A 24,265-nucleotide genomic window follows, 5' to 3' on the forward strand; every position below is an offset into this window, starting at 1 on the left:
CGGGCGCGGCCCGATCACAAGGAGGAGACAACCATGCTGGACCGGCTCAATGCGCAGCTCGAACGTCTGCACGCGCATCCGTTCTACGCGGGGCGTTTGCCGCGCAAGGTCGCGAACGCCGCTGAATTCGCCGAGCGTGTGCCGCTGATGTCGCGCGCGCAACTCGTCGCCGAAATGGCGAAGCCTGGCTATGGCGCGTTCGCACCTGCGCCGTCCACGCCGCCCGTGCGCGTGCATCTGACGCCGATGGGCGCGTCGCTCGTGCCGATCTTGCACAGCGCCACCGATCTGCGCACGATCGAAGCTGCGTGCGGCCAGCATCTCGATGCGTGCGGGATCGGTCCGGGCGATGTCTGCATGGTCACGTTCGGCTATCACCTGTTCGTCGCGGGACTGTTCTATCAAAGCCAGATGGAGGCGCGCGGCGTCGCGTGCATTCCGCACGGACCGGGTGAAACCGAGCGCGCTGCGCAGGTCGCGCGCCAATGCGGCGTGACGGTGCTCGCAGGCAACCCGTCGCACGCGCTGAAACTGATCGAAGCGGGTTGCCCGATTCCGCGTGTGTTCTTCGCGGGTGGCGAGGCGTTCAGCGGCAACGCGGAGTTGTATGCGCGCGTGCGCGCGGCGATGCCCGATACGCTGTTGATCGATAGTTATTCGTTGTCCGAATGTTTGCCGGTCGCGCGAACGTTCCCGGGCGATGGCGACAGGAAAGGCGTGCATGTGTTCGACGAACTGCTTTACGCCGAAGTGATCGATCCCGATAGCGGCGCGGTGCTGCCCGACGGCGAGCGCGGCGAACTCGTCCTCACGCATCTGAAGAAGGAGTTGCAGCCGCTCGTGCGTTATCGCACCGGCGATCTGACCGTGCTCGAACGCACGCCGCCCGTGCACGGCCGCACCGTGTCGTTGCCGCGCGTCGTGTTCGGCCGCGTCGATTCGATGGTGAAGGTCAAGGGCGTGAAGGTCTACCCGTCCGAACTGAAAACGGTGCTGCTCGGCGTGCCGGGCGCAACGGGCGCGTATCGCCTCGTGCTGAGCCGCAAGGCGCACGGCGGCGACCATCTCACGCTGCTCGTGGAAGGCGCGCCCAACGATCTGCAAGCCGTCGCCGAGCGCTTCAAGCGCCAGACGCTTATCCATGCCGACGCGATCGAAGTCGTCGAGAAGCTCGACGGCCCCGCGCTCGTCGAAGACAACAGGAGAGAGACAGCATGAACGCAAAGACAGCCGCGTCGCCGTGGCGCTACGTGGTGGGCGGCCATAGTTACGCCGACTTCTCGACCTCGGTATCGCCCGCCGTCGAACGTGCGGTGGCCGAGCGACGCGCGCCGCCCACGGTGCTGCTGAACGTGTTCAACAGCGACAGCATCACGGTGGGCGTGAACGAAGATCCGAACCAGGTGCTCGATCTGCCGTTCTGCCGCGAGAACAACGTGCTGGTGCGTCGGCGCGTGAGCAGCGGCGGGGCGATTTACGCGGGCAGCGGCTCGGCGTTTCTCGCGCTCTATCTGCCGGTCGATTTGCCCGGCGTGCCCGCGACGGCGGCGCATGCGTTTCCCACGGTGCTCGGTCATGTGGCCGAGGCGCTGCGCGAAGTGTTTGGTCTCGCCGCCGCGTACCGACCGCTCAACGATGTGGAAATCGACGGACGCAAGCTTGTCGCGACGTCGCTGAAAATCGAGAGCGGCGTGCTGACGTTCCGCATTCTGCTGAACGTGAAGGCAATCGACACGGCCATCGCCGCGCGCGCGATGCCGATGGCGCCTGAAAAAGTGAAGGATAAGAAGCACAAGGATCTCGGCTCGCGCTACACGTATCTGGAGCAGGAGTTGGGCCGCGCCGTGAGCGAGGCGGAATTGCGCGCGTGGGTGGAGGCGTGCGTGCGGCGCATCTTCGGCGACATCGCGCTCGAATCTGGTGATCTGAACGCCGACGAACGCGCTTACGCGCGGCAATATGAAAGCGAACTGATCGATGAGGCGTGGTTCCATCAGAAAAGCGAAGCCACGCGCTACGGTCCGCACGCGCGCGAAGGCGATCGTGTCGTGCGCGGGCGCGAGAAAGCACCGGCGGGTTTGATCTGGCTGAGTCTGCTGGTGCGCGGCGATGTCGTGCAGCGCGCGATCGTGAACGGCGACTGGCATCCGCGTCCTTTGCGCTCGGTCGATTGGCTCGAAGACGGCTTCGCGGGGCTCGCCGCCACGCGAGATGCATGTGGTCAGCACATCGAATCATTTCTCGCGCGCGAGGACGTGGAATTCGCGGGCGTCGAACCCGTGCATCTGCTGACGGCGCTCGACAAGGCGCTGGCCGAGTTGGCTAGGTCGGCGGAGTCGGCAAATCACCGCGCGCAAGCCGGTTCGGCGGGAGCCGCAGCATGAGCGATCACCTGGACAACACGACGCTGCGGTTCACGCAAAACGATGGCGTGGCGACGCTCTCGTTCAATCGTCCTGAAGCGAAGAACGCGCTGAACACGGAGATGCGCAACGCGCTGCACGACGCCGTGGTGCGCATTCGCGCGGACCGCTCGATACGCGCCGTGGTGCTGCGCGGCGAGGGCGGCGACTTCTGCTCGGGCGGCGACGTGCGCGGCATGAACGTGACGAGCGCGCAAGCGGGACGCGAGCGCATCGACGATCTGCACGGCTGGGTCAGCATGCTGATCGATCTCGATCGCCCGGTGATCGCCGCCGTCGATGGCGTTTGCTATGGCGCGGGTTTCAGTCTCGCGCTGGCCGCCGACTTCGTGATCGCCAGCGAACGCGCGCGCTTTTGCATGCCGTTCATGAAGGTGGGCCTCGTGCCCGACTGCGGCGCGTTCTACACGCTGCCGCGCGTGGTCGGACTCGCGCGCGCGAAAGACCTTGTGTTCACGGCGCGCGAGATGCGAGCGGCCGAAGCGAAGGAAGCGGGCGCGGTGCTCGAAGTCGTCGCGGCGGAGCAGTTGCACGCGCGGGCCGCGCAGATCGCGGCGTGTCTTGCGAATGCGTCGCCGGTCGCGTTCGGGCTCGCGAAACGCGCGCTCAATCAATCGCTCGGCAGCGACTTGCGCGCGATGCTCGAAATCGAAGCCGCCGCGCAAGGCATCGCGTTCACCACCGAGTTTCATCGCGAGGCCGTGAGGCGCTTTCGCGAGAAGGAAACGCCGCTGTTCCAGTGGCCGGCCAGCACGTAAGCAAACACGAGCAAACGCTCGCTTTTGCTCAATCACTTCACGCCATTCACGTTAATCGCACCGTCATGACGATCGACTATCACACGCTGCGCAACTGGCCGTTCCAGGACGTCGAGCAGACTTACACCGCGCGCGACGCGATGTTCTACAGCCTCGCCGTGGGCTACGGCGCGAATCCTGTCGATGCCGACGATCTTGCGTTCGTCTACGAAAAAGAACTGCGTGTGCCACCCACGTTCGCCGTCGTACTCGGCTTTCCTGGCTTCTGGGCGCGCGATCCGAAAAGCGGCATCGACTGGGTGCGGCTGCTGCACGGCGAGCAGGGCATCGAGATTCACCGGCCGCTGCCGGGTGAAGCCACGGTGATCGGCCGCTCGCGTATCACGCGCGTGGTCGACAAGGGCGACGGCAAGGGCGCGCTGCTCGAAATCGAACGCAGCCTCACCGACAAGGCCACGGGCGAGCGCTACGCCACGCTGCGCCAACTCACGTTCTGCCGTGGCGACGGCGGCTTCAGCGCGCAGGGCGGTCCGAGCGACGAAGCGCCGCCCGCGCCGCCCGCCGTGCCCGATCGCGAAGCCGATTACGTTTGCGAACTGCCGACGCGTCCCGAAACCGCGCTGCTCTATCGACTCTGCGGCGACGATAACGCCTTGCACGCCGATCCGCACGTCGCGCACGCGGCCGGCTTCGAGCGGCCGATCCTGCATGGCCTCGCGACCTGGGCCGTGGCGGCGCACGCCGTGCTCAGGACGCTGTGCGCGAGCGATCCCGCGCGCCTCGTGCGCTTTCACGCGCGCTTCACGGCGCCGGTCTATCCGGGCGAAACGATCCGCACCGAAATCTGGCGAGACGGCAACGCGGTGAGCTTTCGCGCGCGCGTCGTCGAGCGCAATATCATCGTGTTGAACAACGGCACGGCGACGCTGCGCTGACGTTCGCGCCACGCTTCGTTCGTCCACCCCCATTCGAATTCGAAGGAACTGCAGTCATGGCCCGTCAACCCAAACCGCTGGTGCGCTCCGATATTGCGTACAGCACGCCCGATCGCATCGTCGTGCGCGGCAAGAGCCTGCCCGATGAAGTGCTCGGTCATATGAATCTCGGCGATTTCGCGTTTCTGCAACTGACCGGCAAGGCCGCCACGCCGCAGCAATCGGCGATGTTCAACGCCATCGTTATCACGCTCGTCGAGCATGGCATGACGCCGAGCGCGATCGCGGCGCGCATGACCTATGCGGGCGCGCCCGAGTCGCTACAGGCGGCTGTGGCTGCGGGACTCTGCGGGCTCGGCTCGGTGTTCGTCGGCAGCATGGAAGGCGCATGTCGTATGTTGTCCGAAGTATTGCCTTACGGCACGCAATGCGACGACCTCGACAAACTCGCCGTCGAGACCGTGGCCGCGTGGCGCGCGCGCGGCACGCCGATTCCCGGTCTCGGTCATCCGCTGCACAAGCCTATCGATCCGCGCACGCCGCGCCTGTTCGAACTCGCGGCGCAAAACGGCTTGTCGGGCGACTACGTGAAGCTCATGCAGTTGATCGGCAAGGAAGCGGAGCGCGTGTCCGGCAAGGCGCTGCCGATCAACGCAACGGGCGCAATCGGTGCGATCTGCTGCGAGTTCGGTTTCCCGTGGCGCATTGTGCGCGGCTTCGGTGTGATGGCGCGCGCGATTGGTCTCGTCGGCCATTTGCTCGAAGAGGGCGAGCGGCCCATGTCGTTCGAGTTGTGGCAGCGCGTGGAAGATGAAGCCTCGGCGCATTTGCGCGGCGAGGTGTGATGAACGATGCGCGGACGGTGAAGCAACGAAAGCCGTCTGCAAGCGTTAAGGAAAGCGGAAGGGCCGATTCGGCAAAGCCAACTTCGCGAAACGGCGCGCGCGCGGCATAGTAGCCGCATTGCCGCTGCCGCAAGGAGGAAAACCGTGTCCGATTCATCCACGCCACCGCTCGACGCGTGGCTCGACAAGACCGAAACGCTCAGCGACGGCATCACGTCGTTTCCATTGCGCGCGCTTGCCGCCACGCTCGATCGCGAGCCGCCCGGCGAGTGCGTGCCGCCGCTCTGGCACTGGCTCTATTTCCTGCCGGTCGCGCCGCTCGCGCAAGTCGGCGCGGACGGCCATCCGCAGCGCGGTGGTTTTCTGCCGCCGGTCGCGCTGCCGCGCCGCATGTGGGCGGGCGGCCGCCTCACGTTTCATGCGCCGCTGCGTGCGGGGCAACGCGCGCAACGCTCGTCGACGATTGCGAACATCGAGGACAAAACCGGCCGCAGCGGCCGCCTCGTGTTCGTCACGGTGCAGCATCGTTATGAAGCGGCGGACGAACTCTGTATCGAGGAGGAGCACGACATCGTCTATCGCGACGCGCCGCAACCGGGCGCGAGCGCGCCGAAGCCCGTGCCTGCGCCGACGGGTGAAACGTGGTCGCGCGCGCTGAGCGCCGATGCCGTGATGCTGTTCCGCTATTCGGCGCTGACCTTCAACGGTCATCGCATTCACTACGATTTCCCGTATGTGACGCAGGAAGAGGGCTATCCGGGGCTGATCGTGCACGGACCGCTGATCGCCACGCTGCTGCTCGATCTCGTGCATCGCGAGCGGCCCGACGCGACTGTCGCGACCTTCGCGTTTCGCGCGGTACGTCCCACGTTTTCGGGCAATACGTTCACGCTGTGCGGCCAGCCCGCGGCGGACGGGCGCTCGGTCGAACTCTGGGCCAAAGACCACGACGGCTATCTGACGATGCAGGCCACGGCCACGTTCGCCTGATCGCCGCTATTCACTCACGCACCTTCCACGCAGACAGACTCATGACCGATCATCCCAGCCGCACGCTCGCGGCGTTCGTGGCCACGCTCGACTATCGCGCGATTCCGGCGCACGTCGTCGAGCGCACCGTCAATCTTTACGTGGACTGGCTCGGTTCCGCGCTCGGCGGCAAGGGCGCGCGGCCGGTCGAGACCCTCGCGCGTTTCGCTCGTACGGCGCGCGGCGCGCACAGCGCCCACGATGCGTGCGAGGTGGTGATCGACCGCACGCGCACCACGCCGTATTTCGCGGCGATGGTCAACGGCGCGGCCTCGCATTTCGTCGAACAGGACGACGTGCATAACGGCTCCGTGCTGCATCCGGCGACCGTCGTGTTTCCGGTGACGCTCGCGTTGGCGCAGGCGCTTGGCGCGTCGGGCGCGGAGTTCATCGCGGCGTCGGTGGCGGGCTATGAAGTCGGCATTCGCGTCGGCGAATTCATGGGACGTTCGCACTACAAAATATTTCACACCACAGGCACGGTCGGCACGATCGCGGCGGCCGCAGCAGCGGGGCGTCTGCTCAAGCTCACGCCCGACCAGATGCTCGACGCGTTCGGCTCGGCGGGCACGCAGGCGAGCGGGCTGTGGGAGTTTCTGCGCGACGCCGCCGACTCCAAGCAACTACACACGGCGATGGCGGCAGCCAACGGCTTGATGGCGGCGCAACTGGCGGCCGACGGCTTTCGCGGCGCGCAGCGCATTCTCGAAGGCGCGCAAGGCATGGCAGCCGGCATGTCGAGCGACGCCGATCCCGCGAAGCTCGTCGATCGTCTCGGTGAACGCTGGGCCACCGTCGAGACCTCGTTCAAGTATCACGCGGCCTGCCGCCACACGCATCCGGCCGCCGACGCCTTGCTCGCAGTGATGGCCGAGCATCGGCTCACGCCCGCCGATATCGCGGCCGTGATCGCGCACGTGCATCAGGGCGCCATCGACGTGCTGGGCAATGTCGTGGTGCCGAGCACGGTGCATCAGGCGAAGTTCAACATGGGCACGGTGCTGGGCCTGTGCGCGTATCGCGGCTACGCGGGCGTGAACGAGTTCGAGCACGGTTATGCCGAAGCCGATATCGCCGCGTTCCGCGATCGCGTGACGATGGCGCTCGACGAGGAAGTGGACCGCGCGTATCCGGTGCGCTGGATCGGCAAGGTGACGGTGACGACGCACGATGGCCGTACACTGCGAGGACGCGTCGACGAACCGAAGGGCGATCCGGGCAATACGCTTTCGCGCGAGGAAATCTCGTCGAAGTTCGTGCGGCTGGCCGCGTTCTCGCACGCGGCGAGCGAGCAGGAGGCGCGTGCCTTGCTCGATGATGCCTGGTCGATTGCGGATTGCGCGCGTGTGGGCGCGTTGTTCGACTCGATCGAGTCGAAGGCGATGGCCTGAGCGCGCTTCGTCGACTCGACCGCAACGTATAAAAAGCGCCGGGTTTTCCGGCGTTTTTTATGGGCGAGACAAATGCTTCAACGCCGTTTATCGCGCACGAACCGCAAGGCGAAGCGCACGAGTTTCGGCATCGTTTCGGGCCGCAGCAAGCGCGTGTCGTAGCCCGAGAAGCGCCGGTCGTTTTCGGCCAGGCACAGACGCATGAGTTCCGGCACGCTGATATCGACATCGGTTACCGACTGCGCGCCGTTCATCGTGAAGTTATTGTCGTGCTGATGCTCATTGCCGTCGGCATCCATTGCGCGTGCGAGGCCCACGCGCTCCCAGCCCAGAAATACCCAGACCGCAGCCACGCGTAACTCGAAGCCGATGCGCCGCCACCACGACAGCCGCGCGCGATGCCAGCCGATCCAGTTCGCGAACAGCAGGATATGGCGGCACTCTTCCTGCATCACCGGTTCGAAGGTGTCGATCAGTTCGGGCGGGAAGAGGCCCGAGCGCTTCGCGACTTCGAACAGGCCGAAGGCGAAGAAGCTGTCCACGCATTCGCTGTAGCCGGTGACGAGATAGGCCCACTCGGCATCCTTCGGGAACACATAGGGCGGCTCGCTTGCGAGCGCGATGCCGTATGCCGCCACGAGGCGCGAGAGCACGTCTTTGTGGCGGTTTTCTTCCCATGCGTTGAGCGCGAGGGCTGCGCGCATGTCGGGGTCGTCGAGCGAGGCGGCGTAGGCGGCCATGCGCAGCCGCGCCTTGCCCTCGGTCTGCACCGCGATGTCCCAGATCGGCAACTCGACGATGCGTTTGAGCGCGGCCGGTTCGAGCACGGGCCATTCGAGCACGGCAGGGCGGTACGGATTGAAGGTCTCGCGAAACATGCGGCAGGTTTCGCTGCGATGCAGATCGGAGCCGGGTGTGAGCGGGCCGCTCGCCTTGCTGGTCCAGTGACGGGTGGCGTAGTCCGCGGCGTCGAGCGCGCCACGGTCCGGGCGATGCTCCGGCAAGGGCGGCGCGCTGAAACCCGGAATGAGTTGCGCAGTGTCGAAGCTGTCGATGACCTGATCGTCCATCTGAAAGCGGCTCCAGGTTGGGCGGAATACGGCAATGACGCGAACACAAAATAGATGCGCGCTGAATACGGTATGAATGCGCGTGCCGATTATTGCCGGTCATTCGGATGCTGGCGCAATTCATGCCGATCATGATCGGTAATTGTGTCACTGATCGGCACTTGGTGTGCGTAAAGAGACCCGATTCAGGTCAGTGGATTCGGCTTGTATGGAGCGGGGAAGTCGCCTATGCGCGTGGCGCGGAGTTTGTCCCTGTTTTTAGGGTGAAAACCGCGTGCGACAGGTGTCGATCGTTTCGCTTTAGTGAACGATTGTTCTAGTCATTTCGATAAAAAGCGTAATAGCGGCGCGCCGCTTTATGTCATTTTCATCGCGGCAATCCATGCGAATTACGCTGTGTATTAAATAGCACACGTACAGAGCGCGAGATTCCCATTCGATATAGCCTGTGCCGGAGGTTCGATTCGCCGCCACGCGGCGCATCACTGCTTTTTCGTCGTATGGAAGTCGAAACAGGGGGCGTCGCGCGCGGGCCTTGCCATGTCGGCGGCCTCACGCGGCGCCAGAGCCCGCCCTAACCGGAAGCTAGCCCGTGCGCATCCTGTCGATATTCGGAACGCGGCCCGAAGCCATCAAGATGGCGCCGCTCGTGAAGCGTCTTGAAGCGGAGCCCGGCGTGCAGTCGGTCGTCTGCGTGACCGGACAGCATCAGAGCATGTTGCAGCAGGTGCTCGACCTGTTCGACATCGTGCCGGCGCACAACCTCGCCGCGATGACCACCAATCAGACCTTGAACGGTCTCGCCGCGCGCCTGTTCACCGGCCTCGACGACGTGCTCGCCAGCGAGCAACCCGAGCGCGTGCTCGTGCATGGCGACACGACCACGAGCATGGCGGGCGCGCTCGCGGCGTTTCATCGGCGCATTCCAGTCGGGCATGTGGAAGCGGGCTTGCGCACCGGCAATCTGTTCGAGCCGTGGCCCGAGGAGATGAACCGGCGCGTGGTGGATGTGGTCAGCGATCTGCTGTTCGCGCCCACCGCGAGTTCGCAGGCCAATCTCGACGCGGAGGCGCTCACCGGGCGCGTGGTCGTCACCGGCAATACGGTGATCGACGCGTTGCGCCTCATGTGTGCGCGGCTCGAAAGCGATAGCGCGATGCGCGAGCGCATCGACGCGCAATTTCCCTTTCTCGAACCCGAAGAGACGGGCAGGCCGCTGCTGCTCGTCACGGGGCATCGGCGCGAGAGTTTCGGCGCGGGCTTCGAGCACATCTGCGCGGCGCTCGCCGCGCTCGCGCAGACGGACAAGATGCAGATTGTCTATCCCGTGCATCTGAATCCGAACGTGCGCGGCCCCGTGCTCGCCACGCTCGGCAATGCGCCCAACGTGCATCTCACCGATCCGCTCGACTATCCCGAGTTCGTGCGGCTCATGCAGCGCGCGGCGATCGTGCTGACCGATTCGGGCGGCGTGCAGGAAGAAGCGCCCGCGCTCGGCAAGCCGGTGCTCGTGATGCGCGACGTGACCGAGCGGCCCGAGGCGCTCGCGGCGGGCACGGTCAAGCTGATCGGCACTGATCGCGCTGCGATTCAGCGCGCCGTGCTCGACCTCGTCGATAACGAGGACGAGCGCCGTGCGTTCGCGCGCCGCGTGAATCCGTATGGCGATGGCCATGCCTCGGAGCGCATCGTCGCCGCGCTGGTCGGCAAGCCGTTCACGCCGTTTGCAAGCCACGCCTTGCCCGGCTATCTGCATCCGGTGCTGGCCGCGCGTCCCGAAGCGTAGTGCGCTTCGCGTGTGCTTCAGACGCGCTTCGGCCGCTTCGTGCGCGGTCCGTGCAGCGCCGACCACAATGAGGTCCATGACGTGATATCGAATTCGACTTCGCATCGGGTGGGAATGGTTGGTGATGCTAAAGAAAATCGGCGGGAGCGAGGCTTGACGCATAGACCGATGCGGCGCGGCGGCGCGTATGCAGCCACGCTGCTGGGCACGATCTGCCTCGCATGGTGCGCGGCGGCGCGAGCCGCGCCCGGCGATCTCGCCGCTGCGTTCGCGCAGCTTGGCGCGGGGCGCGTGGAGTCGCGCACGGTGTCGCTCGCAGACCTCGGCGTGCGCGAGCCCGTCGTTTTGCGCGCGCCCGACACGGCGCAGGAACTCTATCTGCCGGTGCCCGCGAATCTGCCGATCGACAACGCCACGCTGCAACTCGACGCCAATTATCTGCGCGGCAACGGCGGCCGCACGACTTTCGTGCTCTCGCTCGATGGCTCGCCCGTGCAGGCGCGCACGCCCGCCGACGCTCAGGGCGACGGCTCGCTGAGCATCGGCGTCGACGGCGCGCCGCGCGCGTCGGGCTTCGTGCGCGTGGGGCTGCAATGGTCGTCGGTGCTCAACGATACGTTTTGCACGGACCAGACGGCCATCGCCAATCTCTGGCGCGTCGCGCCCACGACGCGGCTCACGTATCAGTTCGATACGTCGAGGATCGAGGACGTGCGCACCGCGTGGAGCGCGCTGCCCGCCAAACCCGTCGTCGCGATCGGCGCGGGTAAGCTCGATTCCGCCGCCTACGACGTGGCATGGCGGCTCGAAGCCTTGCTGATGCGCGGCGGCGCGACGCCCGTCACGCAGATCGTGCCAGCAGTCGGCGACACCGTGCATCTGGGCAGCGTGCAGGTGCCCGCTGCGTTGCAGGCGGTGCCCGCGTTCGCGGCGCTCGCGGCGGGCGGCGATCACAAGCTCGCGAATCCTGCCGAACTCGGCGCGTTGATCGCGCTCGCGCCTGCGGGCGTCTTCGCGCCGAACGTTGTGGTCGCCGACGCCGCTTTGCGCGCGCGCACGGCCGAGGCGTTCGACGCGTTGCGTGCGCAGGTGCAAGCGGTGTCCGCCGATGCGGGCGCCGAGTTCGACGCATGGCGGCAGCGCGCGGGCGGCAAGTTGCTCTCGGGCGCATCGGAGGGGGAGAAGGAGGAGAAGGGGGAGGTCGCGCTCGCGCATCTGGGCGGACTGCCCGCCGTCGTGGTTGGCGACGACCTCGGTGTGAACGCGCTCTCGCGCGTGTGGAGCGGTATCGACGCGTCGAAGCGGCTCGTCGTGCACGAACTCGCGCCGTCGCCGAACCTGAGCGCGGGCGGCGACAGCGACCGTCTCGCTCTTTCGCTGATCGGCGGCACGCCAAGAACGTTAGAGGTACTGACGAGTGCGGCGTGGGAAGCGAATTTCGATCTCGCGGCCGTGAGCGGCAACGGCAAGATCCCGCGCCGTGTGGTGCTCGATCTCGCCGCCGCGCCCGCCGCCGACCGCAACGGCCAGACCGCGTCGATCTTCTTCAACGGCGTGCTGATCGGCTCGCATCTGCTCGACACCGACGGCCGGGCCCAGCGCGTGAGCGCCGACATTCCGGTCTACGCGCTCGGCACTACCAACACGCTGCGCGTGCTGTTCCAGCGTCAGCCCGCGGGCGGCTGCCGGCCGCGCGAGCAAGGTTATCCGGCGGCGGTGTTACCGAGCAGTTATCTGGTGCTCGGCAAGGGGCCGCTCGGCGAGGATTTCACGGGCATGGTCGCGCGCTTCTCGCAGTCGTCGAGCGTGCTCGTGCCGCAAGCGTATCTCGCCGATCCGCTCGCGAGCCTGCCGCGCGTGGCGCGTCTCGCGAATGCGGTCGGTGTGTTGCCCGCACGCGCGAGCCTGCAGGTCGTCGCCGATGGCCAGGCCGCGCAGCCCTCGGGAGCGTTCCTGGCCGCCGACGTGCCGCTCAATCAGGAAGCGGGCCACGCGAGTTTCGCCGATGGCCGCATCACGCTGAAGGGCCGCGGCGGCTCGACGCTCGTCGATATGTCGGGGCTCGCGCAGCTCGGCGTGATCGAAGTGGCGCGCGCGGGCAGCACGCCGGGCGTGCTCTATCGGAGCGTGGGCGCGCCGCCCGTGTTGCCCGCGAGCCTGCAACTGCTGCAGGGCGACGTGGCGATCGTCGATGGTTCGGGCGTGGTCAAGCAGTTCGATACGCAGTACGCGGGCGGCGTGCCGCCGGCCGACGATCAGCGCGGGTGGTTCACGCGTCACTGGACGGCCTGGGGCGTGCCGACCCTCGCGATCGCGCTGCTGCTGTTGCTGCTGATCGGCGCGGGCTGGGCGCGCAGCCGCGCACGCAAGCGCACGGCGGCCGCGGCGGCGCAGGCCGAAAGTTCGAGCGCGCACGCGGGCAGCGGTCCCGACGACGGAGGGCCGGGCGCGGCCGGTGGCGGTGCGAATCCGCAGGGCTGAGCGTGAACTGGACCTCAATCGACTGGTGGCTGAACTACGTCGCCGGCCGCTATTACCAGGGCATGGAGTACCTGGCGGCGGCCGTGGCGGTCATCATCCTGCTGTCCAGCGTCGACGACCTCTTTATCGACGCGTGGTACTGGGTGCGCCGCACGATCCGCCACTTCACGGTCGAGCGCCGCTTTCAGCCCTTGCGCGCCGAGCAGCTCTACGACCGCGAGCAGCAGTGGCTCGCGATCATGGTGCCCGCGTGGCGCGAGGAGGACGTGATCGCGGCGATGGTCGAGAACGCCGTGAAGGTGCTCGATTACCGCAACTATGTGATTTTCGTCGGCACCTATCAGAACGATGCGGCGACCATCGGCGAAGTCGAGCGCATGCGGCGGCGCTACAAGCAACTGCATCGCGTGGAGGTGCCGCACGACGGGCCGACCTGCAAGGCCGATTGCCTGAACTGGATCGTGCAGGCGATCTTTCGCATGGAAGGCGAGGCCGGCATCGAGTTCGCGGGCGTGATTCTGCACGACAGCGAGGACGTGCTGCATCCGCTCGAACTGCGCTTCTTCAACTATCTCTTGCCGCGCAAGGACATGATCCAGTTGCCGGTGGCGTCGCTCGAACGCGAGTGGTACGAACTCGTGGCGGGCACCTATATGGACGAGTTCGCCGAGTGGCACGCGAAGGATCTGGTGGTGCGCGAGAGCCTCGCGGGCGCGGTGCCGTCGGCGGGCGTGGGCACCTGTTTTTCGCGCCGCGCGCTCGCGGGTCTCGCGGCGGAAACGAATAATCAGCCCTTCAATACCGAAACGCTCACCGAGGACTACGATGTGGGCGAGCGGCTCGGCCGCATGGGCATGCAGTCGATCTTCGCGCGCTTTCCCGTGCAGTTCGCCACGCGCCGCAAGTCGTGGTTCGGGCTCGGGCCGGTGCGCGAATTCACGCTCACGATGCCGCTGTGCGTGCGCGAGTATTTCCCCGATACGTTTCGGACCGCTTATCGTCAACGCGCGCGCTGGACGCTCGGCATCGGCCTGCAAGGCTGGGAACAGACCGGCTGGGTCGGCTCGTTCGCAAACCGCTATCTGCTCGCGCGTGATCGCAAAGGCATTCTCACGGCGTTTGTCGGCATCGTCGCGTATGTGCTGCTGGTGCAGTTCCTGTTGTTCACCTTCGCCGATCTGCTCGGCTTGCGGCCCGATCTGATCGCGTCGCCGTTTTCCAATTCGCCGTTTCTCACCATCGTGCTCTGGGCCAACGGCGTCGCGCTGCTGATGCGCGTGGTGCAGCGCGTGTATTTCGTCTCGCGGCTCTATGGATGGGAGCACGGGCTGTTGTCGGTGCCGCGCATGGTGATCGGCAATTTCGTGAACTTCATGGCTGTGTCGCGCGCGTGGAAGATGTATCTGAACTATCTGGTGACGGGCAAGCGTCTCGTGTGGGACAAGACGATGCACGACTTTCCGTCGTCGGATGGCTTCAAGGACCGGCGTCAGCGGCTCGGTGAACTGCTGGTGTCGTGGCAGGCCATCGCGCCGGAGGAACTCGACAAGGCGCTCGCCGAGGAGCACGCGCAGGAGGCGCCGCTCGGCCGCGTGCTGATGGCGCACGGATGGCTCGACGAGGAAACGCTCGCGGAGGCGATTGCGTTTCAGGCCGACCTGCCGCGCGCGGCGCTCGACCGCGCGAAGCTCACGCTGCACGCGCGGGACGTGCCGATCGAACTCGCGGTGCGCTATCGCGTGCTGCCGCAGGGCGACGACGGCGCAGGGCACCTGATCGTGCTCTGCGCGAGTCCGCTGACGAGCGAGGCGCTGGCCGCCTTGCGCGCGAAGACGGGGCGGCCAGTCGTGCAGCGTATCGCGCGCGAAGGCGAGATCGCCGATGGTTTGCGGATGCTGCGCGGCGTGCCCATCGCGCAATCGGAAGAGGGCGATGCGGAGTCGAGTCGCGCGTTGCCGTCCGGGAAAGCGTCCGCTGTACCGTTGCTCGGCGATCTGCTGATCGAACGCGGCGCGGTGAAGCGCGCGGATTTCGAGGCCGCGCTGCAACGTTATCGTCCGGCGGAGCATGGGCGTATCGGCGACTATATGGTGGAGCAGGGCGTGATTTCGCGCGAGTCGCTGACGCAGGCCATCGCGGAGCAGGAGCGTATGCGTGGCGCGGTGCAGGCGGCATCATGAGAAGGAATCCGAATCGATCGAATATCGGCTCGATGGGGCCGGTGCCGCGCGCACTGGCGCTGGCCGCCGTGTGGCTGAGCCTCGGCGCGAGTGCGCCGGTGTGGGCGCAAGCGTCGCCGTCCGCGCCGACGGGCGGCGCGGCGCTGCCGCTTTCGGGCGCGGCTTATCGCGTCGCGCAACAAGGCTACGAGGCGTTCGGGCGGCACGATTACGCCGCCGCGCAGCGCTACGCGCGCGAGGCGATACGGCAGCGGCCCGATGTGGCTTCGCTGCGTCTGCTGCTCGCCAATGCCGAGGCCGCGCAAGGCGATTGGCGCGCGGGCAGCCGCACGCTCTCGGAGGCCATCGCGCAGCTCGGGCCGGAGCCGTCTCTGGTCGCGCGGCGTCAGGCGTTCGATGCGCAGATTGCGGCGCAGGCGCGACCGTCCGCGTCGCGGGGGACGCAAGTGGCGCAAGCGGCTCAAGCAGGGAAACGCGCGCGTCCCGCGCAACCGGGACAAGGCTCGCCCGACAATCTCACGGGCCGCGCCTTCGTGCTCGCGCAGGACGCTTATCGCGCCTATGACGCGAAGGATTACGCGCGCGCGTCACGCGAGGCGAACGAGGCGATCGCGCTGCGGCCCGACGTGCTGCGTCTGCGCTTGCTCGCGATCGATGCGGCGCTCGCGCAAGGACAGGACGAGGCCGCGTGGCAACTCGCGCAGGATGCCGCGCCGCGCTTCGGCAACAGCACGGAACTGCGTGCTCGCCGTTTGCAGGCAGGCGCGCGGCTCGCGCCGAAGTTCGCCGCCGCCGCACAGGACGCGCAGCAGCGCGGCGACCTCGACGATGCGGCCACGCAGGCGCGCCAGGCGATTGCGTATGCGCCTGACCGGATCGGCTACCGGCTTCAACTGTTCGGCATCCTGATCGATAAGAACGACATGCCGGCGCTCGACGCCGCCGCAAGCGATGCATTGAGCGCGAATATCCAACCCACGCTGATGCTCGACGTGATGCGCGGATACGCACGCGCGGCGCAAGGGCAAGCAGCGCAGGCCGACGCCGATTTCGCGCAGGCGCTGCAAGCCGACGACGGCACGCCGCGCGAGCGGCGCGTGGCGCGCGTGATCGTCGCCGATGTGTGGACCGCGCAAGGCGTGCCGCAGCGCGCGCTCGACCTGCTCGCGCCGCTCGGCACGCAAGGCGACGACACCGATGTGTGGATCGCGGCGCGCCGCTACACGGCGCGTCAGGCGCTGGCGCATTTGCAGCCGGAGAACGTCACGCAAGGTGCGTCTCAGGTCGCGCACGATGCGCGCCCGGTGCTCGACTGCGCGGTGGACGCGAGCGGCGCGGCCTGCGATATCTATGCCGCCGATGCGGGCTTTGCGGCGCGGCGCGCGTCGATTCTCGCGGCGCAGCGCGGCGACAAGGACGCGGCGGTGCAATACGCGCGCGCCGCAGTCGAGGCCGCGCCGCGCAATCCGCAGCATCGCGTCGAACTGATCGATGCGCTGGTCGCGCAAGGCGATCTGGACGGCGCGCGCCGCGAAGCGCGCGCGGCGCTCGATGCCGGTTTGCTCGACGCGATGCCGCCGCTCTCCGCCGCGTATCTCGCGCAGCGCGCGGGCGCCGACCGTCGCGCCTTCGAATATTTCTCGCAGGCCGACGCAGCAGGGCAACTGCCGCCGCAAGCCGCCGGCGACGCGGGCTACAGCGCCTATCGCGCATGGTTCGACCAGGCCGCCGCGCGTTACTTCGAACGCGCGATCGACTACGGCACGGCGCCGCCCGATGGCGTCGCGCCCGCCACGCTGCTGCAATTGCAGGACCTGCGCAACGCGCACGCCGACGTCACGCGCGACTGGGGCTTCATCGCGTCGATCAACTATCGCGGCGCGGGCTTGCAGCCTGGCGTGACGACCGGCTCGGTGCCGGGCTCGTACAACAACTGGCAGATGGGCGCCGAAGCTTACTGGCGTCCGTTCGGCTCGCTCGGCGACCGCAATTTCGAAGTCTATGCGCGCGTCTACCAGGACTTCGGCGCGAAGGGCGACGCGCCCAGCGGCGTCTCCACCGCGCTCGGCGCGATCGGCATGCGCGCGAAGCCGTTCGAATCGATCAACGCGGTGATCGCCTTCGAACGCCTGATCGCGATCGGCTCGCGCGCGCCCTCGGACTGGCTCGTGCGGCTCGCGTATTCGGGCGGCTTCGGCACCGAGCGCCGCCTCGATGTGCCGTCGTGGTGGACCGTGCAGGATTACGCCGAAGTCGGTCACTACCTGAGCAACGGCTGGAACTACGCGACCGGCTATTTCGAAGCGGGCCGCACGTGGCGGCTCGACGGCATCAGCCCGAAACTCACCGTGTTTCCCTATGGCGTGATCGGCATGGACTACGATTCGAGCATCAATCACAGCGTGCCCGTGGGCATGGGCGTGGGCGTGTCCGCGCGCTACTGGTTCCGCGATACCTTCTACGACGCGCCGCGCTCATACGTCGATGTCTCGGTGCAATACCGCTGGCGTCTCACGGGCGACGACCGCGCGGGCGGCGTGTTCTTCGGCGCCGTGCTGTCTTACTGAGGGAGGGCGACATGCTGAGGCGCATCACGCAGGGTGACGCGACGCTTGACGCGCGCGCACCGGGTCTCGCGCGCCGCGGTGCGCGCGTGGCCGTGGCCGCGCTCTGCGCGCTCGCGGCGGCGGGCTGCACGCTGCAAGTGCCTGCGCACGCCGACGCGCTCGCGCAAGGCGTGGTCTGGCAGCCCGACGACGATCATCTCGATCTGCACGGCAACTGGGACAAGCTCGGCGTGAACGAACTGCTGGTGCAGTGGATCGCCGTCGACGAGGTCGCCTATATGGCGGGCGCGGGACTGCCCGCGCCGCGCGTGCCCGACTGGGTGCGCATTTCCAATGAGCCGTGGGCGCGCGGCGTGATCGTCGGCCTCGCGGGTTATGCGGACGAGAAGAAAGCGCGCGCGAACATGGAGGAACTCGTCGAGCGTTCGCTGCGGCTCGCGAAGGTGCGTCCGCCCGTGCATATCACCGGCTGGTATTTTCCGGTCGAAGCCGATCCCACCTGGGCCGACGCCGCGCGCATGGGTCCGCTGCTCGAACGCTTGCCGAAGCCGCTGTGGATCAGCGTGTATGACACCAGCAACATCGGCGGCGAGGCGTTCGCGAAGTGGCTCGACGGCTGGCTGCCGCGCGATGTCGGCGTGCTGTTGCAGGACGGTTGCGGCGTCTATGCGCGCGGCCCGGCGGCGGCGCGCGAATACGCGGATGCGCTCGCGGCGCATCTGGGCAAGAAGCGCGTGAGGATCATCGCGGAGGCGTTCAGGCCGAAGCAGGGCGGCGGCTTTCGCGCGGCCACCGCCGCCGAGCTGGCGCCGCAACTGGCGGCGTATCGCGGCTATCGCGTCTATGTGTTCGACGGGCCGCATTATCTGTCGCCGGAACTCGTCGACGGGTTGCTTGCGATACGTAAAGGCGCGGCGCGTTAGGCGGCGCGTTTTGAATCGCGCGCAGCGAAAAACGCCGCGCAAAAATCAACGCAACTGCGCAAACGCGATCAGCAGCACCATCGACCCGATCGCGCCATCGAGCACACGCCACGCGCTCGCGCGGCGGAACAGCGGCGCCATCGCTCGCGCGCCATAACCAAGTCCGATGAACCACACCGCGCTGACGGCCATCGCACCGATCGCGAAGGCCAGCCGCGCGCCTTGCGGCTCGCGCGCGCCGGCCGTGCCGATCAGCAGGAAGGTGTCGAGATAGACGTGCGGATTGAGCCACGTGAACGCGAGCGTCATTAGCATGATGGGCAGCGCGCGCTGCTCGGGCGCGTTCGCCTGGGTCTCGGCGTCGAGCACGGCGTGCGTGGGCTTCACCGCGCGCCGCAGCGCGCCGATGCCGAACCACACGAGCCACGCGAGCCCCGCATAGAGCACGAGATGCACGAAGGTCGGATAGCGCTCGACGAGCGCGGACGCGCCGCCCACCCCCGCGCCGATCAGGATGAAATCGGACAGCGTGCAGAGGATCACGATCTTGCCGATATGCGAGCGCAGGATGCCCTGGCGCAGCACGAACGCGTTCTGCGCGCCAATGGTGACGATGAGCGAGGCGCACAGCGCCGCGCCGTGAGAAAAAGCGAGCCAGTTCATGATGATGGGAAACGATGCGGTCGTGCCGGGCGGCGCGACGTGGACAGGAGCTGCGAATGGCGTTAGTCTGCGGCCGGAAGCGGCTTAAGCAAAGCTGATTTTGTTAATCCAGATTAAGGAACGCTAATGCTCGATTATGCGCTGCTCGATGCGCTCGCCGCCGTGGTGCGCCACGGCTCGTTCGACCGCGCGGCCGGCGCGCTCAACATCACGCCCTCGGCGGTTTCGCAGCGCGTGAAGCTGCTGGAGGAACGCGTCGGTGCGGTGCTCGTCAAGCGCGGCCAGCCCTGCGTGGCGACGGCGGCGGGCGCGCTGCTGTGCCGCCACACCGAACGCGTGCAATTGCTCGAAGCAGAGCTGGGCGGCGGCATGCCCACGGTCGCAGGCGCGATCGACGCCGCGCGGCCGACCTTGCGCGTGGCCGTCAACGACGACAGCGTGGGCACCTGGTTCATCGACGCCGTAGCGGCCTTTTGCGTGGAGCGCGGCATCCTGCTCGATCTGGTGATCGACGATCAGGACCACACGGCGCAGCGCATGCGCGACGGCAGCGTGCAGGGCGCCGTCACCACGCAGGCCGAGCCCGTGCAGGGCTGCCGTTCGACGCGTCTCGGGCGCATGCGCTATCTCGCGGTCTGTTCGCCCGAATTCTTCGCACGCTATTTTGCCGATGGCGTGGGGCGCGAGTCGCTGCGCCGCGCGCCGTGCGTCGAATTCAATCCGAAGGACCAACTGCAAAAGCGCTTCGTGCGCCGGATCACGCGCGCGCAGGTGGACGCGCCGCTGCACTGGATTCCGCACGTCGCGGGCTTTTTGCGCTGCTGCGTGAGCGGCCTTGGCTGGGGCATGTGTCCCGAACGCATGATCGCGCCGCATCTCGAACGCGGCGAACTCGTTGAGCTCACCCCGGGCCGCGCGCTCGACGTCGAACTCTATTGGCAGAGCTGGCGTCTCTCGATCGGCTGGCTCGACGATTTCGGCGCGATGCTGCGCCGCCAGGCGGCGGTCTATCTCGATCAGGGCCGCGCTTGAGCAGCCGGTTCGGCAACGCTGCGCAGGCGGCGCGTGCATGGCTTCACGACGGCGGCATGCGTGATTCACGGTATCCGCCTTTCACCCGCTATTAGCCGCCATTTGAATTGTTGTTATCCGTGCGGGGAATCGCCGTGACTATTGGATGACGCGCGCCGCGCCCAATTGGTGCAATCGCGTGGGAATGCCGTGGCAATGGGCTTGAAATCCCTCATGACAAAACGGCTAAAGCGCAATTCATTTTTCATTAATGCCGCGCGGAATAGAGGCGTGTCTCACAATTCAGATCTGTAAGGCGCGCGGCGGCGCGTGCGACAATTCGCGGCGCTGCGGCGTGACTATCCGCGCGCGAAATCCCACTGTGCATCGGTCTTAAGACGGCCATGCGTTTCATTGATCGGTCAACGGCGGCCAATCTGCGCGCATGTGCGTTGCTATGCGGCATGGATTCAGGCCGTTTCCCGCTCAGGCCCGCCACATAAGGCGCTGCGGCTGCTGCGCGGCGAATGTGTTGAATAGCTTAATAGTATTGCTAATAGGCAAATTTGCTCGTCTTAGTACTTGCCGTCCGGTTACTTTTTCCTGGTGGCAATGTTAAAAATCAACAAATTCACGAAAAAAGTTCCGAATGTAAAGAAACCATCATTGCGCTCAGATAGTCAGACTTGAAAAATCGACGTCTCGTATTTCGTGATTCAGAATTATCGTGTGAAAATTCAGTTTTTTCTGTGGACGGCGAGAATCGCGCGCTATAATCCCGGCGTGGTAGAGTGCTTATTCGACCGGCATATTTGAATCGTTTCCGCGTGCACGAGGTGCATTATGACGAAATTAGATACCGGCAGCGCATGGCAACAAACCATTGATCTTCTGACAGCCGCTTCGGAGCCTATCAGTCCCGACGGCGAGCCCATGGGCTTCAGAAGCTGCAAACCGGTACCCATCACACGCAGCGCATCGGAGGCGGCCAACCGGCGCCGCGCCACGGTGCGGTCGTGGGATGCGCAGGGCATTACCTTGATCCGGCGTCACGATCCGGACAGCATCACCGTATGCTGGAGCGACGCCACTTACGGGCGCTACTCCGATCAGTTGTGGCGGGTGTGCACCGCGCGTCGCAGCGCGGTGTGCGCGTTGACCGGCGAGAAGATCCGCCGGGGCGACGCGGTGTTCCGTCCGAGCCCGAATCGCCGTCATCGTCCGGCCAACGCCGACGCGATGATCCTCGCGAGCAAGCTCGACGCGTTTCCGAATGGCGTCGTCGCCGCGCGTCTCGACGAGGCGCTCGCGGCCTGAAGCTGTGCAACCGGGCCTCGGGCCCGCGCGCGGGCTGAAGGGTGGAGCGGGTGCAGGCAGCAGCAGGCGCATCCGCAGCAGTAGCCTCGCGGTGCCTCATTCGTGCTACGTGGTTTTTCTTCAAGACAGGCCGGTTCGTCCGGCCTGTCTTGTCTCGTCTCTACTCATCCGTACTCATCCGTACTCCTTCCCACCGGGTTGCACGTTTGCTGGCGCGTTGATGGCGGCGGTAGCGCCGATATCGTCGCTATGACGTCGCACATGTGACAAGCCCCCGCCGCATCGCTGCGACGGGGGCTTGTTTTTTGCTGCTCGCCTTGCGTTCGACGATTCCGTCTGACGATTTCCGCGAGGCTTAAGCCGGCGCGTCTCGCGGCGTTTCTTCCTCAATCGTCTCGCGCGTTTCGGGCATCACGAGCCACACGAGCACGACCGCCGCAGCACCCGCGGCCGCGAGGCCGAGGAAGCTCACGGTATTGCCGAAATGGTCGGCGATAAAGCCCGCGAGCGCCGTCGAGAGCGTGGCGCCGATGCCCGCCGACAACCCGAACAGCCCGATACAGAGGTTGTAACGGCCCTTGCCGCCCGCCACGTCGGCGGCGATCAGCGGCAGCATCACGCCGAACACGGCGGCCGAGAGGCCGTCGAGCATCTGCACCGGCACGAGGAAGTACGGGTTGCCGACGGCGGCGAACAGCAGCGCGCGTATCGGCAGGGCGCTGAAGCCGAGGATCAGCACGGGACGGCGTCCCCAGAGCTGCGAGGTGCGCCCGACCCACGGCGACATCATCGCGACGATCGCCTGCGGCACGATGATGCAAGCCGCAATCACGAGCTGCACGTTGTCGCCCATGCCGGCCGTCACTTCGCCCGCCGCGAGGTTCAGCATCGCCGCGTTCGAGAGGTGGAACAGCACGACGCAGGCCGCGAACGTGAGCATGCGCTTGTCACGCAGCAGATCGAGAATGGTCTCGCGCGCCTCGCCATCCGCAGCGGTCTCGCCGTTGCCGGGCCTCGCGGACTTGAGCGGCTTCGGCGCGTTCGCGTGCTTGTCGTATTCGATCATCGCGAGCGCGACGAGCGCCGGCAGCGCCAGCGCGGCCGTCAGCCAGAACACCGCGCGCGGCGAGATGTACTCGCCGCACAGCCCCATCAGCCCGGCGGCGACGGCGCTGCCGATGGACGCCCAGCGCGCATTGCGCCCGAGCCGGTCGCCGAGATTCTGGCGGCCCACCAGCGCGAGCGCGAGCGCGGCCATCGCGGGCACCAGCATGCAGCTCGCGAAGCCGTGGAACACCTCGGCGGCCATCACGGGAACCACGGTCGGACTGGACGCCAGCAGCACCGCCGAGGCGATGATCGCGATGATCGCCCAGGCCGCGGCGGCCTTCTTGTTCTTGAGGGCGTCGACGGCCGCGCCGCCCGGCACCTGGCTCACCATCGCGCTGATCGTGCCGACCGAGAGCGCGAGGCCGATCTCGCCCTGCGTCCACTTGTGCGAAGCCAGATACGAAGCGATGAACGGCCCGAAGCCCGTCTGCACGTTCGCGACGAAGAAGTTCAGCCAGTCGAGCGCGCGCACGCTGCGCAGACTGGGGGTGAGTTGCGTGGTCTTCCCGATCATTGGGCACCGCGCGCGGGAGCGGCCGGGGCCGGATTCGGGCTGACGGCGCGCACCGGCTGATCGTTCGCATAGGGCGGCGAGGCGTCTACCTGCTGGTCGCTCATCTCGATCTGCGCTTCGAGCGCGTTGTTCTTCGTGACGAAGTGCAGCGCCGACCAGTCGGCCGCGATCGTGTGGCGCTTCTCCAGCGTGCCGCTCACGTCGAGCACGACCGCGAGCGGATCGGCGCCGCCGTCGAGCAATACGTCGACCACGCGGCCCACCTTGGCGCCGTTGGCGCGCTCCACCGTCGCGTCGATCAGCGGCAGGCGCGTCGGGCTGGCCTCGCCGACGCCCGGCTGCGCGCCGCCGGACTTGGGCCGGTCGGTCAGTTGCAACTGCGCGGGCGTGAGCGCGAGCGTGATGGCGGGCGTCTTCGGCTGCGGATTCACGCGCACGGCGCTCCACGGGAAGCTCGCCTTGCGGTCGCCGATGCCCATGAAGCCTTGCAGATTGACGACGACCTCCTGCGGCTTGCCGCCGGGGCCCGCGACCATGTCGACGGCGCGGCCGACCACCTTGCCGTCGGTTTTTTGCACTTCGCTGTCGAGCAGCGTGCGGAAGGTGCCGCGCTCGATCACGTGGCTCTGCACGAGCGGCGGCGGCGGCGGCGCGACCGGCGCGCTGGCCGGCGCGGGCGGCGGCGGCGCGGGGCGCTTGCGGCGCACCGGCGCGGGACGCGGCTTGCGCGGCGCGGGCCTGGCTTCAGGCGTTTCGGTTTCGCTGGCGGCTTCGGGCGCGGAGGCTGCCTCGGGCTCGCTCGCGATATCCGGCTCGCTCGCGGCCACGGGCGCCTCCGGCTCGGGCGGCGGCGGCGAGCGGAACAGGCTGCATCCCGACAGCACGGCTGCGACGAGCAGAGCGGAAAGGGTCGGAAGATTTACAACAGGACGTGCGAAACCGCCTCTCATCAACAGGAACTCCTTGGAGCGCCAGCGCGGGCTTGCGCACAGGCGCGCCGCGCGGCGGGGTCAAACCGGGTCGTGAGAGTTTAACCCGCGCGACGGCGCAATCCGCTTAAAACGGCCCTTTTTGCGTCTTTCCAGCCCTTTTATCCCGCGATTTCGACGACAAAAGTGCGTCGAAGCGGTGAAAGCCGCGATTTTCCCGCAGCGCGGGCGGAGCGTGCCGGTTTCGCATCCGGCCGGTTCGGCTGGCGGGGTCGCGCAAGATGCGGACCCGCCGCGCGGGCATCCGATTCGTCCATCGGTCCGCTGCCCGCA

Annotated in this window: 18 protein-coding genes; 14 read left to right on the top strand and 4 right to left on the bottom strand. The window is 67.0% G+C overall.

Going from position 1 to position 24,265, the window contains the following annotated elements; all coding sequences use genetic code 11:
• Window positions 1-33 precede the first annotated feature (33 nt).
• The 7 genes from LDO54_RS20160 (at window position 34) to LDO54_RS20190 (ending at window position 7,381) form a co-directional block, all read left to right on the top strand.
• Window positions 34-1,218, top strand: a complete 1,185-nt coding sequence (locus tag LDO54_RS20160) for a phenylacetate--CoA ligase family protein (protein WP_224012439.1) — start codon at window positions 34-36, stop codon at window positions 1,216-1,218.
• On the top strand, window positions 1,215-2,384 hold the full coding sequence (locus tag LDO54_RS20165) for a lipoate--protein ligase family protein (RefSeq protein WP_224012440.1): 1,170 nt from the start codon (window positions 1,215-1,217) through the stop codon (window positions 2,382-2,384). The genes LDO54_RS20160 and LDO54_RS20165 overlap by 4 nt, the downstream gene beginning before the upstream one ends.
• On the top strand, window positions 2,381-3,181 hold the full coding sequence (locus LDO54_RS20170; RefSeq protein ID WP_224012441.1) for an enoyl-CoA hydratase/isomerase family protein: 801 nt from the start codon (window positions 2,381-2,383) through the stop codon (window positions 3,179-3,181). Before LDO54_RS20165 ends, LDO54_RS20170 begins: the two co-directional genes overlap by 4 nt.
• Before the next feature lie 65 nt (window positions 3,182-3,246).
• A complete protein-coding gene (locus LDO54_RS20175) occupies window positions 3,247-4,116 on the top strand; it encodes a MaoC/PaaZ C-terminal domain-containing protein (protein WP_224012442.1) in 870 nt (289 codons plus the stop codon).
• A 56-nt stretch (window positions 4,117-4,172) separates the two neighbouring features.
• Window positions 4,173-4,961 carry a citryl-CoA lyase gene (locus LDO54_RS20180; protein WP_224012443.1) on the top strand — a complete coding sequence of 263 codons (789 nt, stop codon included), beginning with the start codon at window positions 4,173-4,175 and terminating at the stop codon, window positions 4,959-4,961.
• 144 nt (window positions 4,962-5,105) lie between these two features.
• Window positions 5,106-5,951: an FAS1-like dehydratase domain-containing protein gene (locus tag LDO54_RS20185; protein WP_224012444.1), complete on the top strand. Its 846-nt coding sequence runs from the start codon at window positions 5,106-5,108 to the stop codon at window positions 5,949-5,951.
• A 41-nt stretch (window positions 5,952-5,992) separates the two neighbouring features.
• Window positions 5,993-7,381, top strand: a complete 1,389-nt coding sequence (locus tag LDO54_RS20190; RefSeq protein WP_224012445.1) for an MmgE/PrpD family protein — start codon at window positions 5,993-5,995, stop codon at window positions 7,379-7,381.
• A 77-nt stretch (window positions 7,382-7,458) separates the two neighbouring features.
• Here LDO54_RS20190 and LDO54_RS20195 read toward each other — a convergent pair whose 3' ends face one another.
• On the bottom strand, window positions 7,459-8,451 hold the full coding sequence (locus LDO54_RS20195) for a ferritin-like domain-containing protein (protein WP_224012446.1): 993 nt from the start codon (window positions 8,449-8,451) through the stop codon (window positions 7,459-7,461).
• A 592-nt stretch (window positions 8,452-9,043) separates the two neighbouring features.
• Between LDO54_RS20195 and wecB the strand changes: the two genes are divergently transcribed.
• From wecB to LDO54_RS20220, 5 genes are all read left to right on the top strand, one after another.
• A complete protein-coding gene (gene wecB, locus LDO54_RS20200; protein ID WP_224012447.1) occupies window positions 9,044-10,237 on the top strand; it encodes a non-hydrolyzing UDP-N-acetylglucosamine 2-epimerase in 1,194 nt (397 codons plus the stop codon).
• 153 nt (window positions 10,238-10,390) lie between these two features.
• Window positions 10,391-12,718: a cellulose biosynthesis cyclic di-GMP-binding regulatory protein BcsB gene (locus LDO54_RS20205; protein ID WP_224012448.1), complete on the top strand. Its 2,328-nt coding sequence runs from the start codon at window positions 10,391-10,393 to the stop codon at window positions 12,716-12,718.
• A gap of 62 nt (window positions 12,719-12,780) precedes the next feature.
• Window positions 12,781-14,898, top strand: a complete 2,118-nt coding sequence (locus LDO54_RS20210) for a glycosyl transferase family protein (RefSeq protein WP_253074408.1) — start codon at window positions 12,781-12,783, stop codon at window positions 14,896-14,898.
• A complete protein-coding gene (locus LDO54_RS20215) occupies window positions 14,895-17,465 on the top strand; it encodes an NfrA family protein (protein WP_224012450.1) in 2,571 nt (856 codons plus the stop codon). The genes LDO54_RS20210 and LDO54_RS20215 overlap by 4 nt, the downstream gene beginning before the upstream one ends.
• An 11-nt stretch (window positions 17,466-17,476) precedes the next feature.
• On the top strand, window positions 17,477-18,388 hold the full coding sequence (locus LDO54_RS20220; RefSeq protein ID WP_224012451.1) for a hypothetical protein: 912 nt from the start codon (window positions 17,477-17,479) through the stop codon (window positions 18,386-18,388).
• Between the two features lie 45 nt (window positions 18,389-18,433).
• On the opposite strand, the gene LDO54_RS20225 is transcribed toward LDO54_RS20220, so the two are convergent.
• Window positions 18,434-19,051, bottom strand: coding sequence for a LysE/ArgO family amino acid transporter (locus LDO54_RS20225; RefSeq protein ID WP_224012452.1), 618 nt, complete (start codon window positions 19,049-19,051; stop codon window positions 18,434-18,436).
• A 126-nt stretch (window positions 19,052-19,177) separates the two neighbouring features.
• Between LDO54_RS20225 and LDO54_RS20230 the strand changes: the two genes are divergently transcribed.
• Both LDO54_RS20230 and LDO54_RS20235 read left to right on the top strand, forming a co-directional pair.
• Window positions 19,178-20,083 (top strand): LysR family transcriptional regulator ArgP, encoded by a 906-nt coding sequence (locus tag LDO54_RS20230; RefSeq protein ID WP_224012453.1) that lies wholly within the window; start codon window positions 19,178-19,180, stop codon window positions 20,081-20,083.
• Window positions 20,084-20,995: 912 nt separating this feature from the next.
• Window positions 20,996-21,379, top strand: coding sequence for a DUF3331 domain-containing protein (locus LDO54_RS20235; protein ID WP_436975632.1), 384 nt, complete (start codon window positions 20,996-20,998; stop codon window positions 21,377-21,379).
• 355 nt (window positions 21,380-21,734) lie between these two features.
• On the opposite strand, the gene LDO54_RS20240 is transcribed toward LDO54_RS20235, so the two are convergent.
• On the bottom strand, window positions 21,735-23,003 hold the full coding sequence (locus tag LDO54_RS20240; RefSeq protein ID WP_224012455.1) for an MFS transporter: 1,269 nt from the start codon (window positions 23,001-23,003) through the stop codon (window positions 21,735-21,737).
• Complete coding sequence (locus tag LDO54_RS20245) at window positions 23,000-23,953, bottom strand: PRC-barrel domain-containing protein (RefSeq protein WP_224012456.1); 954 nt, start codon at window positions 23,951-23,953, stop codon at window positions 23,000-23,002. The genes LDO54_RS20240 and LDO54_RS20245 overlap by 4 nt, the downstream gene beginning before the upstream one ends.
• Window positions 23,954-24,265 lie beyond the last annotated feature (312 nt).

It is taken from the genome of Paraburkholderia tropica, assembly GCF_914484835.1.
GTDB classification, from domain to species: domain Bacteria; phylum Pseudomonadota; class Gammaproteobacteria; order Burkholderiales; family Burkholderiaceae; genus Paraburkholderia; species Paraburkholderia tropica_A.